Source organism: Helicobacter labacensis (genome assembly GCF_003660285.1).
GTDB classification, from domain to species: Bacteria; Campylobacterota; Campylobacteria; order Campylobacterales; family Helicobacteraceae; genus Helicobacter; species Helicobacter labacensis.
Genome location: NZ_QXQQ01000004.1, coordinates 72,046 through 87,502, shown reverse-complemented (window position 1 = coordinate 87,502; position 15,457 = coordinate 72,046). Strand labels below are relative to the sequence as shown.

At 48.2% G+C, this 15,457-nt stretch carries 12 protein-coding genes and 5 tRNA genes; 10 read left to right on the top strand and 7 right to left on the bottom strand.

The annotated features are described in order from the left end of the window. Positions 1 to 42: 42 nt before the first annotated feature. Positions 43 to 2,835, bottom strand: coding sequence for an excinuclease ABC subunit UvrA (uvrA, locus tag EAO33_RS02660; RefSeq protein WP_120944703.1), 2,793 nt, complete (start codon positions 2,833 to 2,835; stop codon positions 43 to 45). Between the two features lie 156 nt (positions 2,836 to 2,991). On the opposite strand from uvrA, the gene EAO33_RS02655 reads away from it, so the two are divergent. After that, positions 2,992 to 3,753: an outer membrane protein gene (locus tag EAO33_RS02655; protein ID WP_120944701.1), complete on the top strand. Its 762-nt coding sequence runs from the start codon at positions 2,992 to 2,994 to the stop codon at positions 3,751 to 3,753. Here the strand turns inward: EAO33_RS02655 and EAO33_RS02650 are convergent. Both EAO33_RS02650 and purN read right to left on the bottom strand, forming a co-directional pair. Then, positions 3,750 to 4,922 (bottom strand): cation:proton antiporter, encoded by a 1,173-nt coding sequence (locus tag EAO33_RS02650; RefSeq protein WP_120944699.1) that lies wholly within the window; start codon positions 4,920 to 4,922, stop codon positions 3,750 to 3,752. The two genes, EAO33_RS02655 and EAO33_RS02650, sit on opposite strands and share 4 nt — an antisense overlap. Then, the gene (gene purN / locus EAO33_RS02645) at positions 4,919 to 5,542 is read right to left on the bottom strand and encodes a phosphoribosylglycinamide formyltransferase (RefSeq protein WP_235853007.1); all 624 of its coding nucleotides are present in this window, start codon (positions 5,540 to 5,542) and stop codon (positions 4,919 to 4,921) included. Before purN ends, EAO33_RS02650 begins: the two co-directional genes overlap by 4 nt. A 94-nt stretch (positions 5,543 to 5,636) precedes the next feature. Between purN and htpG the strand changes: the two genes are divergently transcribed. Further along, the gene (gene htpG / locus EAO33_RS02640) at positions 5,637 to 7,517 is read left to right on the top strand and encodes a molecular chaperone HtpG (RefSeq protein WP_120944726.1); all 1,881 of its coding nucleotides are present in this window, start codon (positions 5,637 to 5,639) and stop codon (positions 7,515 to 7,517) included. A gap of 12 nt (positions 7,518 to 7,529) precedes the next feature. Here htpG and EAO33_RS02635 read toward each other — a convergent pair whose 3' ends face one another. From EAO33_RS02635 to accD, 3 genes are read right to left on the bottom strand one after another with little or no spacing between them, the layout of a single operon-like run. Beyond that, on the bottom strand, positions 7,530 to 8,546 hold the full coding sequence (locus EAO33_RS02635) for a hypothetical protein (RefSeq protein ID WP_120944695.1): 1,017 nt from the start codon (positions 8,544 to 8,546) through the stop codon (positions 7,530 to 7,532). A gap of 45 nt (positions 8,547 to 8,591) precedes the next feature. Beyond that, positions 8,592 to 9,041: a 23S rRNA (pseudouridine(1915)-N(3))-methyltransferase RlmH gene (locus tag EAO33_RS02630; RefSeq protein WP_120944693.1), complete on the bottom strand. Its 450-nt coding sequence runs from the start codon at positions 9,039 to 9,041 to the stop codon at positions 8,592 to 8,594. Next, positions 9,038 to 9,886 carry an acetyl-CoA carboxylase, carboxyltransferase subunit beta gene (gene accD / locus EAO33_RS02625; RefSeq protein ID WP_120944690.1) on the bottom strand — a complete coding sequence of 283 codons (849 nt, stop codon included), beginning with the start codon at positions 9,884 to 9,886 and terminating at the stop codon, positions 9,038 to 9,040. The genes EAO33_RS02630 and accD overlap by 4 nt, the downstream gene beginning before the upstream one ends. A 92-nt stretch (positions 9,887 to 9,978) precedes the next feature. On the opposite strand from accD, the gene EAO33_RS02620 reads away from it, so the two are divergent. From EAO33_RS02620 to EAO33_RS02600, 5 genes are all read left to right on the top strand, one after another. Further along, positions 9,979 to 10,054 (top strand) — tRNA-Lys (locus EAO33_RS02620). Position 10,055: 1 nt separating this feature from the next. Next, positions 10,056 to 10,130 (top strand) — tRNA-Glu (locus tag EAO33_RS02615). Positions 10,131 to 10,133: 3 nt separating this feature from the next. Then, positions 10,134 to 10,209, top strand: a tRNA-Val gene (locus tag EAO33_RS02610). A gap of 2 nt (positions 10,210 to 10,211) precedes the next feature. Beyond that, positions 10,212 to 10,288: transfer RNA gene (locus EAO33_RS02605), tRNA-Asp, on the top strand. 23 nt (positions 10,289 to 10,311) lie between these two features. Continuing rightward, positions 10,312 to 10,387: transfer RNA gene (locus EAO33_RS02600), tRNA-Glu, on the top strand. On the opposite strand, the gene EAO33_RS02595 is transcribed toward EAO33_RS02600, so the two are convergent. After that, the gene (locus EAO33_RS02595) at positions 10,388 to 11,116 is read right to left on the bottom strand and encodes a cell surface protein (protein ID WP_120944687.1); all 729 of its coding nucleotides are present in this window, start codon (positions 11,114 to 11,116) and stop codon (positions 10,388 to 10,390) included. Positions 11,117 to 11,216: 100 nt separating this feature from the next. Here EAO33_RS02595 and der point away from each other — a divergent pair, with 100 nt between their 5' ends. From der to dnaN, 3 genes are read left to right on the top strand one after another with little or no spacing between them, the layout of a single operon-like run. Beyond that, on the top strand, positions 11,217 to 12,524 hold the full coding sequence (der, locus tag EAO33_RS02590; RefSeq protein WP_120944685.1) for a ribosome biogenesis GTPase Der: 1,308 nt from the start codon (positions 11,217 to 11,219) through the stop codon (positions 12,522 to 12,524). Beyond that, positions 12,524 to 14,251, top strand: coding sequence for an AAA family ATPase (locus tag EAO33_RS02585; protein ID WP_120944683.1), 1,728 nt, complete (start codon positions 12,524 to 12,526; stop codon positions 14,249 to 14,251). Before der ends, EAO33_RS02585 begins: the two co-directional genes overlap by 1 nt. A gap of 29 nt (positions 14,252 to 14,280) precedes the next feature. Then, on the top strand, positions 14,281 to 15,369 hold the full coding sequence (gene dnaN / locus EAO33_RS02580) for a DNA polymerase III subunit beta (protein WP_120944681.1): 1,089 nt from the start codon (positions 14,281 to 14,283) through the stop codon (positions 15,367 to 15,369). The last annotated feature ends 88 nt before the right edge of the window (positions 15,370 to 15,457 follow it).

Below are 15,457 nucleotides of genomic sequence, written 5' to 3'. Positions count from 1 at the left end.
CCCCCACCCCCCCCGCCTAAAAAACCCCAAGAGGAGGAATAGTTATTCTAGCCCTAACTCTTTGGCTAGGAATTTTCCGGTGTAGCTGCCACTTTGGGCATGTTGCTGGGCTACTTCTAGGGGGGTGCCCTGCGCGATGATCTTGCCTCCCCCACTCCCCCCCTCAGGTCCCATGTCAATCAAAAAATCCGCGTTTTTAATCACATCTAAATTGTGCTCTATCACGATCATGGAATTGCCCAATTCCACCAGAGAGTGCAAGACATTGATGAGTAACTGGATGTCCTCAAAGTGGAGTCCCGTGGTGGGTTCGTCTAAAATATAAAGCGTCTTACCCGTGTCTTTACGGCTCAATTCTTTAGCCAGCTTGATACGCTGGGCTTCCCCTCCGCTCAAAGTGGTGGCGTTCTGCCCCAAAGTGATATAGCCCAAACCCACCGCGATCAAGGTTTGCAATTTAGTAGCGATTTTGGGGATTTTGGCAAAAAACTCTAGGGCTTCTTGCACACTCATAGCCAGCACATCGGCAATGGATTTATCCTTGATCTTAATGGCTAGAGTTTCAGGGTTGTATTTGCTCCCCTTGCACGCATCACAACGCACCAAAATATCGGGTAAAAAGTGCATTTCAATTTTAATATCCCCCTCCCCATGGCATTTTTCACAACGCCCCCCTTTCACATTGAAACTAAAGCGACTCGCGCTATATCCCAAAACCTGCGCCTCTTTACTTTGGGCAAAAAAGGCGCGAATCTCATCCATCACCCCCGTATAAGTGGCCGGGTTGGATCGCGGAGTCTTGCCAATGGGGGCTTGATCCAAGTAGATCACCTTGTCTAAATGCTCTAAGCCGCCAATTTGGACACCTAGGCTTAAAGGCGATCTAGCGTGGTTAAGGGCGTTTTGGGCGATGGGAAGCAGAGTTTGCAAAACCAGCGAGCTTTTCCCACTCCCGCTCACCCCAGTTACACACACAAAGCGTCCCAAGGGGATTTTCACGCCCAAGTTGTGGATATTGTGGATACTCACCTGCTGGAGTTCTAAATAGTGCGCGGGGGGCGTGCGCGCATAATGGGGGCGTGCGATCACTTTGCGCCCGCTTAGATACAACGCGGTGGAGTGCGCGCTTTGTAAAAGTTCTGGCACACTCCCACTAAAGATCACCTCCCCCCCCTGTTTGCCCGCCCTAGGTCCAATATCCACGATGAAATCGGCTTGTTTGATGGTTTCTCTGTCATGTTCAACCACGATGAGGGTATTGCCCTTTTGTTGCAGGTGTTGCAAAGTTTCTATTAATCTGAGCGTGTCGCGCTCATGCAAGCCGATACTAGGCTCATCTAACACATACAAGACCCCGGTTAACCCGCTCCCTATCTGGCTAGCAATACGGATACGCTGACTCTCCCCCCCGCTAATGCTCCTAGCATCACGCCCCAAAGTCAAATACCCCAGCCCCACAGACACCAAAAAGCAAAGGCGTTCTGCGATCTCTTTTAAAATGGGGCTGGCAATGCGGGCGTGCTGGGGGTTTAGGTAGGCAAAGTGGTCCGCATCGCTAAAAAAGGCATACGCGCGCTCAATGGGCATGTCTAAAATCTGGGCGATCCCCAAATTAGCGACTTTTACCCCCAAAGACGCGCCTTTGAGGCGATGCCCTTGGCATTGCGCGCAGGGGGTTTCGTGCATGTAATGCTGTAAATCGCGCGAATCCTTGATGATTTCATAAACCATTTGCACAATCCCTTTCCATGGGCGTTGCAAGGATTCTTCTCTCCACACAAAGCGCACTTCTTGCGCGCTCCCATACAATAGGGCTTTTTGTTGCTGGGAATCTAGATCGTTGAAACCCACATGCATGCCAATCCCATAACTCTGGCAGAAAGCCTCTAAAAACGCGCGGTAATAGCTATTGGGGTAGATCACTTTGATATGACTCAAAGGGGCGTGGGGCTCTAGGATTTTAGCCATGTCTAAGCTTAACTTGCTCCCTAATCCCGTGCATGCCTCACACGCTCCCTTAGGAGAGTTGAAAGAGAAACTCAAGGGTTCTAAGGGTTCAAAACTCACTTTGCAGGCAAAGCACGCTAAATGTTCGCTGTAATGCGCCCCCTTTTGACTCTGTACATCTACAATTTCTACTTCGCCATAACTCTCTGCTAAGGCGCGCTCAATCGCGTTAGCCATGCGCGCTTGGTTGTCTGGTTGCACCACCACACGATCTAACACTAATTTTAAGGTGTGTTTTTTAGTTTTAGAGAGTTCAATTTGTTCATCTAAGCGTACCAACACCCCATCGATGAGAGCGCGCACAAAACCCTTTAAGCGCAGAGCTTGCAACTTTTCTTTAAAACTCCCCTTTTTATCGCGCACAAGGGGGGCTAAAATTAAGATCGTGCGCCCCTGAAACGCGCGCATCACTTGTTCGATGATGTCGCTTGCGCTCATAGAAGCGATGGGCGCGCCACACAAATGGCAGTGTTGTGTGCCTACACGCGCATACAGAAGGCGTAAATAGTCATAAATTTCGGTGATCGTGCCCACGGTGGAGCGTGGGTTTTTGCTAGTGCTTTTTTGATCAATGGCAATGGCCGGAGTCAAGCCCTCGATCTTGTCTACCGCGGGCTTGCCCACGCGCTCTAAAAACTGGCGCGCGTAACTGGAGAGGGATTCTAAATAACGCCGTTGCCCTTCAGCATAGAGGGTGTCAAAGGCTAAAGAGGACTTCCCCGAACCACTCAAACCGGTGAACACGATAAAGCGGTTTTTAGGCAGAGTCAAAGTAATATTTTTGAGATTGTGTTCTCTAGCCCCATAGATCGTAATATTATCTGGCAAGGTGCGCTCTTATGGTGAAATTTAGCGGGAGTATTATACTAGATTTGCACAGGCAAGAGGTTAAGCATAAAAAAAAAGATGAAAATCTTGTTTTCTGAGTTTAAACATGCTATTATTGCCTCCACATTGAATTTTTTTTATGGTTAAAGGATGGTAATGAAGCGGCTTTGCTTGGGTATATCTCTAGTTTTAGGATCGGTGAGTGGGCTTTTAGCCGAAGAAAATGGCGTTTACCTGGGGGCAAATTATCAAATCGGGCAGGCAAGGTTGTATAGCAATGTCAATAGCCAGTGGATTGGGGGGAGTCTCTACCCGCCTGGCACAGGACCTAATTACAATAACTGGCAGGGCACGAATGTAAGCTGGCATGCTAAATACGACAATGGCGCGCTCAATGGGTTTGGCATCCAAGTGGGGCAGAAGTTTTTCTTTAAACCCAAAAACGCCAAGAGCAAATGGGTGGGCTTGCGCTACTATGGCTTTTTTAACTTCGGGCATGCCAATTTAGGTCCCCAAATCGCCTCCCAATTCATCAATGGGCGCGCCCAAGATATCCGCTTGAACATGACCGCATGGGGGGTGGGCATGGACGCGCTGGGCAATTTCATTGATAAAACCAATGCGAGTGTGGGCTTTTTTGCGGGCGTGGCGATCGGGGGCAATAGTTGGACGAGTTCAGCCACAGATTACTGGAAGCAAAAACTCAAAAAGCTATCAGGTCAAACCCCGGGGTTTTCACCCGTGAGTTTTCAGGTGTGGCTGGATTTGGGTTTGCGCACCAATCTTTACAAGCATAATGGCGTGGAATTGGGGGTTAAAGTCCCGCTATTGGTGAATAAATTCTTGCACGCGCAGTGGTGGCGTTACAATCTTAAACGCGACTACTCTGTGTATGTCGCCTATCTCTACAGCTTCTAAACTTTAAGGGTGGGGGGTTTACCCTTGCCTCGCATGAGAAACTTGATGGTGCTAGTGAATAGCACCCCTTCAAAGATAGCCGCAATCACTAGAGAATAATAGGTGTTTTGATCGATCGCGCCCACTCTTAGCCCCACACTTGCCGCAGTGATGAGAAAGGTTAGGGGCATGGATGCGCTCAAGGCGAACATGGCTGTATAAAGGCTTTGCTTGAAATAGCGCCAAAAAAGCACAAAACTCGCGCTCAGGTGCAAGGCTAGCATGGCGCATAGGATCGCGCAGGCATGGGAGATGAGTTTGGGGTGGGCGATGACTAATTTTAAATCTAGAGTGGATCCCACATGCACAAAAAATAGGGGCACAAAAAACCCAAAGCCCACATCATTGAGTTTATTGAATAATTCGTGTTTGTGGGGGAAGAAGGTCGAAACGATCATGCCTGCCAAGAACGCCCCCAAGACTAATTCTAATTTCAGCCACCCCACAATCACCACTAACCCAAAGAACAACATGATGGTAAAGCGGATATCTTGATTAGATTCGTTGCTAGTGGGCATGATAAAGAGTTTCAGGCGTGGAAACCACCAAAATAAAATCTTAAAGAGTTGCACCAAGCCCACAATAGCCACCATAAAGGCTAACAAAATGCCTAGAGTCTTGCTAAGTTGTAAGCTGATCCCATGCAGATAAATCCCATCCACAATCACTAATAAGATAATGCTGGTGAGCTCCCCTAACACCCCCACTTTGAGGGCTAAATCCAGCCATGGCATCTCCTTGCCATAGTCGCGCACTAAGGTCATGATCATCCCCAAGCTCACAATGGGTAGAATAATGATGTAGAGCGCGGGGAGTTTGGCGCTTAGAGTGATGGTCGAAGAAAGCGCGTAGAGAATCCCAAAGTAAAACACGATGCGCTTGAGCAGGGCGCGATCCAAGTGTTTGAACATGTAGAGATCCACTTCCATGCCACATAGAAACATTAAAAACAAAAAGCCCACTTCAGCGATCAAATCAAAGCCCGGGCTAGGGATAAACAAGCCCACATACACCCCCAACGCGCCAAAGAGAATCTCTAGCACAGCCACGGGCATTTTGCTAAGTTTACTCACATAGGGAGCTAGCACCACTAGGGGGGTTACAATGGCTAAAATGAGAAAATCGCTCAAGCCAAACTCTTGAGTCCCAAAGCTTGTAAGAGGGCTTTAGGGTATAACTGGTGTTCTAGGGCGTGGAGGCGTTGGGCAAAACTCTCTAAACTCTCTTGGGGTTCGACTTCTAGGGCTTGTTGGCAAATCAGAGGACCGCTATCTAGCTTGGGGGTTACTATGTGCACACTCACCCCTGTGTGTTGCTTGGCTTGAAAACTCGCGCGCAACGCGTCCTTGCCCTTGAAATGGGGGAGCATGGAGGGGTGGATATTCAAAGTAGGGAAATGCTCTAAAAACAGAGGACTCACTAGGCGCATATAACCCGCTAACAAGATGATATGGCAACGCGCTGTTTGTAAATGCGCGATCAAGGCGCGATCAAAGTCTAGGGGTGTGGGGTAGTTGGAGGGCTTTAAGATCGCGCAGGGCACGCCCAATTTGGCGCAACGCGCGATCCCGGGAGCTTTAGGGTTATTGCTCAAACACAGCACCACTTCCATCACAATAGACCTTGTGCCACAAAAAGCGCGCTGGTGCAAGCTTTCTACTAAGGCTTGCATATTAGAACCCTCTCCGCTAAACAAGACCCCCAAGCGCAAAACAGAAGAGGGCAAATTTTCTAAGAGACTCTTCAACATCACCACCCTTTGGCTAAAGAGGCATTTTAACATGTTTTTTAGACCGGTTTTATGTTATAATCGCGCGCTACACTATTTAAATCTTGGAGTTTTAATGGGACAAAAACACGCCTTCCAAACCGAAATTAACCAGCTTTTGGACTTGATGATCCACTCTTTGTATTCCAATCCCGAAATTTTCTTGCGCGAATTAGTGTCTAACGCCTCTGATGCGCTAGACAAACTCAATTACCTTGTGCTCAGCGATGAAGCTTACAAACAACTAGACTTCACCCCCCAAATCCACTTGAGTTTTGACTCCAACCAAAAGAGCCTCACCATCGCTGACAATGGCATTGGCATGGACGAACAAGAACTCATCACCAACCTAGGCACGATCGCCCAATCGGGCACAAAAAATTTCCTAGCCCAATTGAACAAGGATTCCCAACTAAGCGGGGATCGCAAAAAAGAGAACGCCCTGATCGGGCAATTTGGGGTGGGCTTTTACTCTAGCTTCATGGCTGCGCATAGGGTGGTGGTGCAGAGTAAAAAACCTCTAGACACACAGGCGTATGCGTGGATGAGCGATGGTAAGGGGGAATACGAAATTAGCCCCTGTGTCAAAGAGGGCTTTGGGACCACGATCACACTCTACCTCAAAGAAGAGGCACAAAAATTTGCCAACCGCTGGGAAATTGAAAATATCATTAAAAAGTATTCCGAACACATCCCCTTCCCCATTTTTTTAACCTACACAGAGAGTAAAACTGAGGGCGAGGGGGATGATAAAAAGGAAATCCAAGAGGAAAAATGCGCCCAAATTAACAGCGCAAGCGCCATTTGGCGCATGAATAAAGCCGATCTCAAAGATGAGGATTACCAAGAGTTTTACAAGAGTTTTGCCCATGATAATAGCGCGCCTTTGGCATGGGTGCATAGCAAAGTGGAGGGCACACTAGAATACAGCACGCTATTTTATATCCCCGCTAACGCCCCCTTTGACTTATTCCGCGTGGATTACCAATCTGGAGTGAAACTCTATGTCAAACGGGTGTTTATCACCGACAACGACAAAGAACTCCTGCCCCAATACCTGCGCTTTGTGCGTGGAATCATAGACAGCGAGGATTTGCCCCTGAATGTGAGCCGCGAGATTTTACAGCAAACCAAAATCCTAGCCAATATCAAAAGCGCGTCCACCAAGAAGATCCTCAATGAGATCGCCACCCTTGCCAAAGACACAGACACCTACAAGAAATTCTACACCCAATTTGGCAAGGTGCTTAAAGAGGGCTTGCATAGGGACTTTGACAACCAAGATAAACTCTTGGATTTGTTGCGCTTTGCTAGCTCTAAGGGCGCGGATTTTCTTTCCCTTAAAGAGTATAAAGCCAACATGCCCGCCGCACAAAAGAGTATTTACTATCTAATCGGAGAGAATTTAGATTTGCTCAAAGCCGCCCCTTTGCTGGAGAAATACGCCCAAAAGGGCTTTGAAGTGCTCTTGATGGGCGATGAGGTCGATGCGTTTGTAATCCCCAATGTGCAAGAATATGACAAAACTCCTCTCAAGGATGCCAGCGCGCTAGAAACTCTCCAAGAATTGGGTTTGGAGGAAGTGAGTGAGAGTGAGAAACAAGAATTTAGCGCGCTGGTAGAGGCTTTCAAAGAAGCCCTTAAAGATAAGATCAAAGATGTCGCCCTCTGCAAAGACTTGACTTCTGTGGTGGCTTTAGTGGGCGATGGGCAAGATGCCATGATGGCTAATTGGATGCGCCAAATGGGACAGGAAGTGCCTGACAAACCCAAAACCCTAGAACTCAATATCAGCCACGCCATCGTGCAAAAACTCAAAGGGATAGAGGATAAAGCCGTGCTTGCCGATGTGGCGCACCTGCTTTTTGATAGCGCGCGCTTGTTAGAAAATGGCACTCTCAAAAACGCCAAGGATTTCAACCAACGACTCCACAACACCATTTTGCGCGCTTTTTAGGGCTTTGCGCGCCTACACCCCAAAGAACACTTCTAGGGGGTAGTTCTTGTCCATGCTCTTGAGCTCTAGATAGGCGTTAATCACCATAAACTCGTCTTTGGGGTGGCTACTCAAGCGTTCTTTGGCTTGATCGATCATCTCTAAATCCAATAAGACATACAAGAAACTCTTCTCAGCGCGTTCGTCTTGGGCAGCTAATAACTCAAAGAATTTAAAACGCGCATCGGGAGCTAGCAACGCCTTAGTTTGCTTAGCTAGTTGCAAGTAGTCCTGACTCTCATAGCCCACCAACGCGCACAAACGCGTCATCTCTTCAGGGCTAAGGGGGATCTTAGCACGCCAATACGCGTCCAAGAGGTGCGCCAAAATGGTGCGATCTAAGAGAGGCTGGGCTTCTTTGAGTGCCTTGAGTAAATCCTTGCTAGAACCCCTTTGGATGACGGCTAACAAGGCATGCCTTCTAAGAGGCGCATCAAAGGCTTGGCTTTTGAGAATCTCTTGGGCGCGTTTTAAATCTTGGCGGATCTGGTTGTGGAGATTGTGGATGTAAAAGGGATTCTGGGGGCAAAAGTCGTATTTTTGTAAATTGACCTCCCTTTCCTCATTGATGTCTTGGTAATAGCTAAAGAGTCGATCTAATTGTTCATGCCCACTCTCAGGGGTATTAGGATCGGCTTGGAGTTTAAAACGCGCCAAAATCCTAGAGAGCAGGGCAAAGAGAGGGTTGTGGTAACTGGCTTTGTCAAAGCTGTGCTTGGTGTCTTGTTCTATGATCTGGTGCACCAACTTTTGCAGGTCGCGGCGTTCGTGATAACGCGCACAAAACCCAGCGACACTCCCCATTAGCACAAAGAACAAGGTGCAAACAAAAAAAAGCAACACCACCCCCACGATCCAAAGCGCGATGGGCAAATCTAGGGTGCTTGTGGCGATGGGGAGGGCGAAATACCCGGGCACGATGCCGTGTATATACCAGCCCAGCACAATGAGAAATAAGAGCGTAAAGGCCGTGTAATAGCGTAATTTCATCATTTCCTCCAAAATGCAGATTATAGCTTAAAGTGGCTAATGGGCTTATTTGTGGTAAGGGTGGTGGTTTAGCAAGCTTAAAGCTCTAAAAATTTGCTCACACAACACGAGTTTAGCGATCTGGTGGCTCAAAGTTAGGGGGCTTAAAGAGAGAGCCAAACAGCGATCCAAAAAATCGGGCGCAAAGCCATGCGCGCCGGCAATGAAAAAATGCACACGGGGTTGCTTGGTTAGAATTTGGCTAAACTCTTGGCTATTGCACAGCTTGCCTGTAGGGTGCATGGCAATGCACAGGGCATTAGCTTTAAGATAGGGGCTCAGGGTTTTGGTGTAGAGGGCTTGGGCACTCTTAGGCGTGCTGTGATGGAGGTTAGGGGGCAACAAATCAACAATTTCTAGCGTGGCGTTGAATTGCTGGCATTGGCGTTGTTGGTGGGCTAGTAGTGCCATGATGTGGGGGTCTTTTTTGGCGATGGCGTAGACGCAATAGGTCATGCGTGGGTGAGCATACCCACTAGATCGCTAATGCTCTTTTTTAAGTCCTTGCGGTGGATGATCATGTCAATAAGACCATGCTCTAAGAGAAATTCGGCACTTTGAAAGCCATGGGGCAATTCTGTCCCAATAGTCTGTTTGATCACACGCGCGCCTGCAAAACCCACCATCGCGCCCGGCTCGGCAATGATGAGATCGCCCAAAAAGGCAAAAGAGGCACTCACACCCCCAAAGGTGGGATCGGTGAGCAAAGAGATAAAGGGCAACTTGGCTTCTGAAAGCTTGTTTAAAGCCGCGCTGGTTTTTGCCATTTGCATGAGCGAATAGGTGGATTCTTGCATTCTAGCTCCCCCACTGGCTGAGACGATCAAAAGAGCCTGTCGTTTTTCCACCGCGCGACTAATGGCGCGCACGATTTTCTCCCCCTCCACAGAGCCCAAAGAACCCCCCATAAAGGCAAAATCAAAGATCACAATTTGCATTCTAATCCCATGGATTTCTGCTTCCCCGCCGATCACCGAGCTAGAGCGTCCGGTCTTGGCTTGGTATTTTTTAATGCGCTGTTTGTAACTCTCTTTATCCACGAAGTTGAGCGGATCGACTGGCTTGAGTTCTTTATCAAACTCCACAAAGGTGCCCGGATCGCACAAGAAGTCGATGCGATCATTAGCTCCCATGCGGAAATGGTAATGGCATTTTAAGCACACATGGTGTTTGGCAAAGACCTCTTTATAATACATCAGCGCGCTACATTGGGGGCATTTGATCCAATGGCTGGGCATGTCCTGCTTAGAAGCCTGCACCTTATTCTTTTTAAGGTTTTTCAAAAAATCTCCAAAGCCCATAACACCACCTTAAAACATTGATGTGTTATGTTAGCACATTTAGACTTGACAAAGCCTTGTAAATAGTGTAATATTGCCTTTTTGTGCGTGGCGACCCGTTAGCTCAGCAGGTAGAGCAATTCCCTTTTAAGGAATGGGCCGCTGGTTCGAATCCAGCACGGGTCACCATGGCTCCTTCATCTAGTGGTCAGGATACCACCCTTTCACGGTGGTTACAGGGGTTCAAATCCCCTAGGAGTCACCACAAGGTCGCTTAGCTCAGTTGGTAGAGCGCCACCCTTACAAGGTGGATGTCATAAGTTCGAGTCTTATAGCGACCACCATTGGAGCGGTAGTTCAGCTGGTTAGAATACCTGCCTGTCACGCAGGGGGTCGCGGGTTCAAGTCCCGTCCGTTCCGCCACTTCTTTACACCTTTTCAAGCCCGACCCCTTCATCTAGTGGCCAAGGATACCACCCTTTCTAGGTGGAAACGGAAGTTCAAATCCTCCAGGGGTCGCCATTAACGCGGGCATTCTAAAAAGAGTTCAAAAGTCGCCTTGTTGCGTAATTCGCGTTTGAAGTCTAGGTTAATGGTGATCTCTTTGCTTTGGGCAAAAGTGTCTATGAGCTGTTTACTCACCACCACGCGGCAACCTGTGGTGTTGAATTTATAGGGGATTTTGTCAATGACGATCTCAAAGCGTGTGGGGGTTCTGGGTTTGAGCAAATAACGCTGGTAAGTCGCGTTGATGCTAGCCTCTGGTTCGGGTTTTTGGCTGTATTTATAGGTGTTGATCTTGCCTTCTATATTGGTGATTTGGGTGGCTGAATCGTTGAGAGAAAAAATTTGGGTTTGCCGTTTAGTGAGTAAGGCTTCCCCTTGCATGAATTTTTGCAAGCGGAACGAATAGACTTCCAAGAATAACTTACCATGCGATTCGACAATCCCCACATCTTTACCGCTTAGTGGGTAGTAATTCTCTTGGGAGAAAACTACCTTTTTGGGACCATCTTGTTTGAGCTTGATAATTGTTTGCTTCGTGGTGGTGTGCGCGCTAGCAGGAGTGCTAGCAGGAGCGTGGTTGTGATTCACCGTGTTAGTGATGTCTTCTTTGTAGTTGAAGTTATAGCTAATGGGCTGGTTGGTAGGGGGGTGGCTACACCCAAAAGCCCCCAACGCCACGCCAACTCCCACAAGAGTAAGATGATAGAGACGATCCACGACACGCCCCCCAAAGACTTTTCGCATTAAAAACCCTTCTTAAGTTTTAAAGCATATAATAGGCTACTATGTCTTAATTATAGGGGTTTTACTAAAACTTCATGCTTAAAACCACAAGGAAACACGCGTGCACCAGATCGCCATTGTAGGTCAACCCAATGTGGGTAAGAGTTCTCTGTTCAATTGCCTTAGCCATAGCCAAAGCGCGATCACATCGCCCATCGCGACCACCACTAGGGATATTAAAAGACAGATTGTCGATTTGCAAGGGCATGCTGTGCAACTCTTGGACACCGGCGGGTTTGACTCTAGCCACATCTTGGGCACGCAAATCCACCAGCACAATCTAAAGGCGCTCAAAACAAGCGATCTCGTGCTCTTTGTGGTGGATGGCAAAATTCCTCCCCAAGAGGAGGATAAACGCCTTGTTTACCAAATCCAAAAACACGCCAAAGCCTGTTTTCTGCTTGTCAATAAAATAGACAACCAAGCAGAAGAACACCAAGCCTACACCTTTGGGTGCTTTGGGATCAAGCAGATGTTCTTTGTTTCAGCCAGCCACAAACGCGGGCTTACCCCCCTCATTGCAGCCATTAATGCCACTTTGCGCCCCTCTCAAGAAACCCCCTCTTTAAACAGCACCTCTACTATCCAAGTGGGGATTATCGGGCGAGTCAATGTGGGCAAAAGCGCGTTGTTGAACGCCTTGGTGCACCAAGAACGCGCGCTTGTTTCGACCATGCCGGGCACAACTATAAACCCTGTGGATCAAAGCGTCATGCACTCTAATCAAGAGATTTGCTTTGTGGATACGGCCGGTTTGCGCCAGCGATCCAAGATCGCCGGGTTAGAAAAATACGCCTTAGATCGCACAAACAAGGTGTTAGCCCAATCCCACATCGCGCTATTAGTCTTAGACGCTAGCGCGCCCTTTGTGGATTTAGATGAAAAGATCGCCGCTTTGGTGGAAAAACACCGCCTTGGGGTGGTGGTAGCGCTCAACAAGTGGGACATACGCCATGGTGAGTTTGAGCGTGTTATGCAAGACTTCAAGCGCAAATTCAAATTCTTGCACTACGCGCCCGTGCTCACCACCAGCGCGCTAGATAAACGCCACATCCACGCCCTTAAAGACAAGATTGTAGAGGTTTACCAACACTTTTGCCAGCGCATCAACACCAGCACCCTAAACCAAGTCATTGCGCAAGCCACCCAGCAACACCCCCTACCCAGCGACCATGGTAAGATTGTGCGTATTTACTACAGCACCCAGTTTGCCTCCAGTCCCCCCCAAATCGCTTTGGTGATGAATCGCCCTAAAGCCCTGCACTTTAGCTATAAACGCTACCTCATCAACACCCTAAGGGCGCGTTTTGGCTTTTTAGGCACGCCTATTTTCTTGAGCACACGCGCCAAGAAATCCACAGAGGCGTGATGCAAGACTTCATTGATTTTTTACAAGCCACAGACATCAAGCAAGCCCGCATTTTCCACGCTCTTAAATGTGGGGTAGAGGAAGCCTTGATCTTGCAATATCTCTGCAGAGAATACCTCAAAGGGCATGCAGAACTAGAGGTTTTGCCCTTATTAGAAACCCTCTTTAACACTAACGCCCATTTGGCTTTGGGTTATCTCAAGCATATCAAACACCTCTTAGATTTAGAGTGGATCACCCAGGAAAAGCGCGCCAAACGCCCAGAGGTTTTACTCTTGGAGCTCTTAGATGGGTGTATTGGCTTGAGCCCGGCCTTTCTCAAACTCGCTCAAGAAGGCTGTAACGCCCACCCCTCTTTAGACACCACTCCCTATGAGGACCACCTAGACTATTACAACGATTGGTTTTTGAAAATCGACCTGCTCTCCAAATTATGCCACCACAAAAGCCCTAGAGCGCGCGCGCACTTCCAACAACAATTACAACTCTTAGAACACAAGATCGCTGCCCGCTTACAGCGCACCAAAACTCCCCTGTCCATCCAAAGATTCTTGCGCAAATACGCGCTCAATCCCAAGGAACAGATCCTCTTTTTTGCCCTATTGAAAAGCGCTTACAGCGAGGATTACAATCGGCGTGAAGAGGGGTGTGATTTTAAAAGTTTGGTGGATTTGCTAAGCGTAGATGGGAGCGCGCGCGCAGAAAACAGCGCGCTTTTAAGCCCCCATAGTGCCCTTATCAAAAAGCACATCATAGACTTTGAAGAACTGCTCGATGCTTTCGAGCAGGGTTTGGTGCGCCAATTCTTCTTACAAGAGTGGGTGCTAGGGGCACTTAGCGCGCCCCATTTGCACATCAAGGGGGGTGCCACCCTTAAGCACATCCTCAAAGACAGCGATATTTTTGAAGCCCTAGAGCCTAAAATGGGTTTGGATCTAGTGATCTTGAGCCAAAAGACCAAGGACACCCTAGAGATTCTCTGCAAGCAGATGGAGCCGTGTATGCAAGCGCGCCTTAAGGCATGGGGCATAAGCAAGAGCGCGCAAGTCCAAGCTAAGATCATCTTTTATGGACCTCCGGGGACGGGTAAGACGATGAGCGCGCTAGCCCTAGCCAAGAGTTTGAAAAAGGAGGTGCTAGGCTTTGATTGCTCTAAGATTTTATCCATGTATGTGGGCGAATCGGAAAAAAATGTGCGTAGGATTTTTGATGACTACCACAAGATCGCTAGGCAATGCAAGAGCGCGCCCATCTTGTTTTTAGATGAGGCTGACCAATTCTTAAGCACGCGCACCACCACTTCTAGCGGCGCGGACAAGATGCACAACCAGATGCAAAATATCTTTTTGCACCAGATTGAAAAATTTGAAGGGGTGCTTATCGCCACCACGAATTTGCTAGAAACCCTAGATACCGCCTTTTCACGCCGTTTCAACCACAAGATCGAATTTAAACCCCCTACTTTCGAACAACGCGTGCGCTTGTGGGAACAATATCTCCCCCTAAATGCCCCCTACGCCCCCCCCCACACACCCAAGAGTTTAGCCCACACCCTAGCGCGCCACACCCTCAGCGGGGGACAGATCGCCCTAGTGGTGAAAAACACGGCTTACAAGGTTGCCACTTACCCCCAACCCCTTTTCACCCTAGAGGATTTCTTAGTTGAGATCAGAAAAGAGAAACAGGGCAATTTTGAGGGGGCTAAAAATATCGGCTTTGGAATCTAGACCCCACCTACTTTAGCAAAAGGACTTGTATGAAATTTAGTATCGCCAAAATCCAGTTAGAAAGCGCGCTTAAGGGTTTGATGCCCTTCACGGATAAAAAGGATCCAAGCAATATCAGCGCGCACATTTGCATAGAAGCCACGCCCAAAAGCTTGATTTTGCAAGCCAATGATTTAGAGATGGGCTTGTGTTTAACGCTCAATATCGACACGCAAGAAGGAGGTAGCGCGGTGCTCAATGCCAAACATCTCCTAGATATTCTCTCTAAACTAGAATTGGGGGATTTAACTCTGGAGAGTCAAGGGGATTTTGTGTTAGTGAGCTTCAAGAGATCAAAATTCAAATTGCCCGTGCTGGACAAGGCGTATTTTCCTGAGTTCCCCCCGTATGCGCATCTGCCCTCTGTGCGCTTTAGCGACACCTCTTTGGGCGATTATTTTAAAAAACTCGCCCCAGTGATTAGCACCAGCACGACCAACTCCCCCAAATACGAATTTACCGGCGCGCTTTTAGTCCTGCAAGAACATTTGGAACTTGTGGCTACAGACACAAGAAGACTCTCACGCGCACAAATGCAACTAGAAGAATCGCCTAGCGACCATGGAGAATTTATCCTCCCAAAACGCGCGATGTTGGAGATCACCAAACTCTTTAGTAGCGATTTTGAGATGTTTTATGATCCCAAAAACCCCACCATGTTGTTTTTCAAAAACGCCTCCACGGTGCTCTTTGCCAAACTCATCAGCGGAAAATACCCTAGTTACCAAAGCGTGATCCCCACGCAGTTTACCCACACTATGGAACTCAATACCCAAGACTTCAAGGACGCAATCAACATCACCCACGCCCTGGGCGCGACCACTAAGATCATCTTTCACCCCGATAAGATCGAATTTGAAACCTTGGAATCTGAAAGCCCTAGTTTTGCCTCCACCTTCATAGAAGCAAGCACCCCTCTAGATCAGCACATTATCCACGCCCAAGCGCGCTACTTGCTAGATGCCCTTAATGCCTTGCCCAGCCCCACTTTTGAACTCTGTCTTAATGAACAAAGTGCCCCCTTTGTGATCCAAAAAAACGACTTCCTCACTGTCGTGATGCCTATAACCCAAGAATAGAGGCGGACCAAATCGCATGGAAAAAATCGCAACATCGTAGGTTTAGTCTGTGCGCCTTTCCTGCCAGTTTACCCAGCCCTTTGGTTTG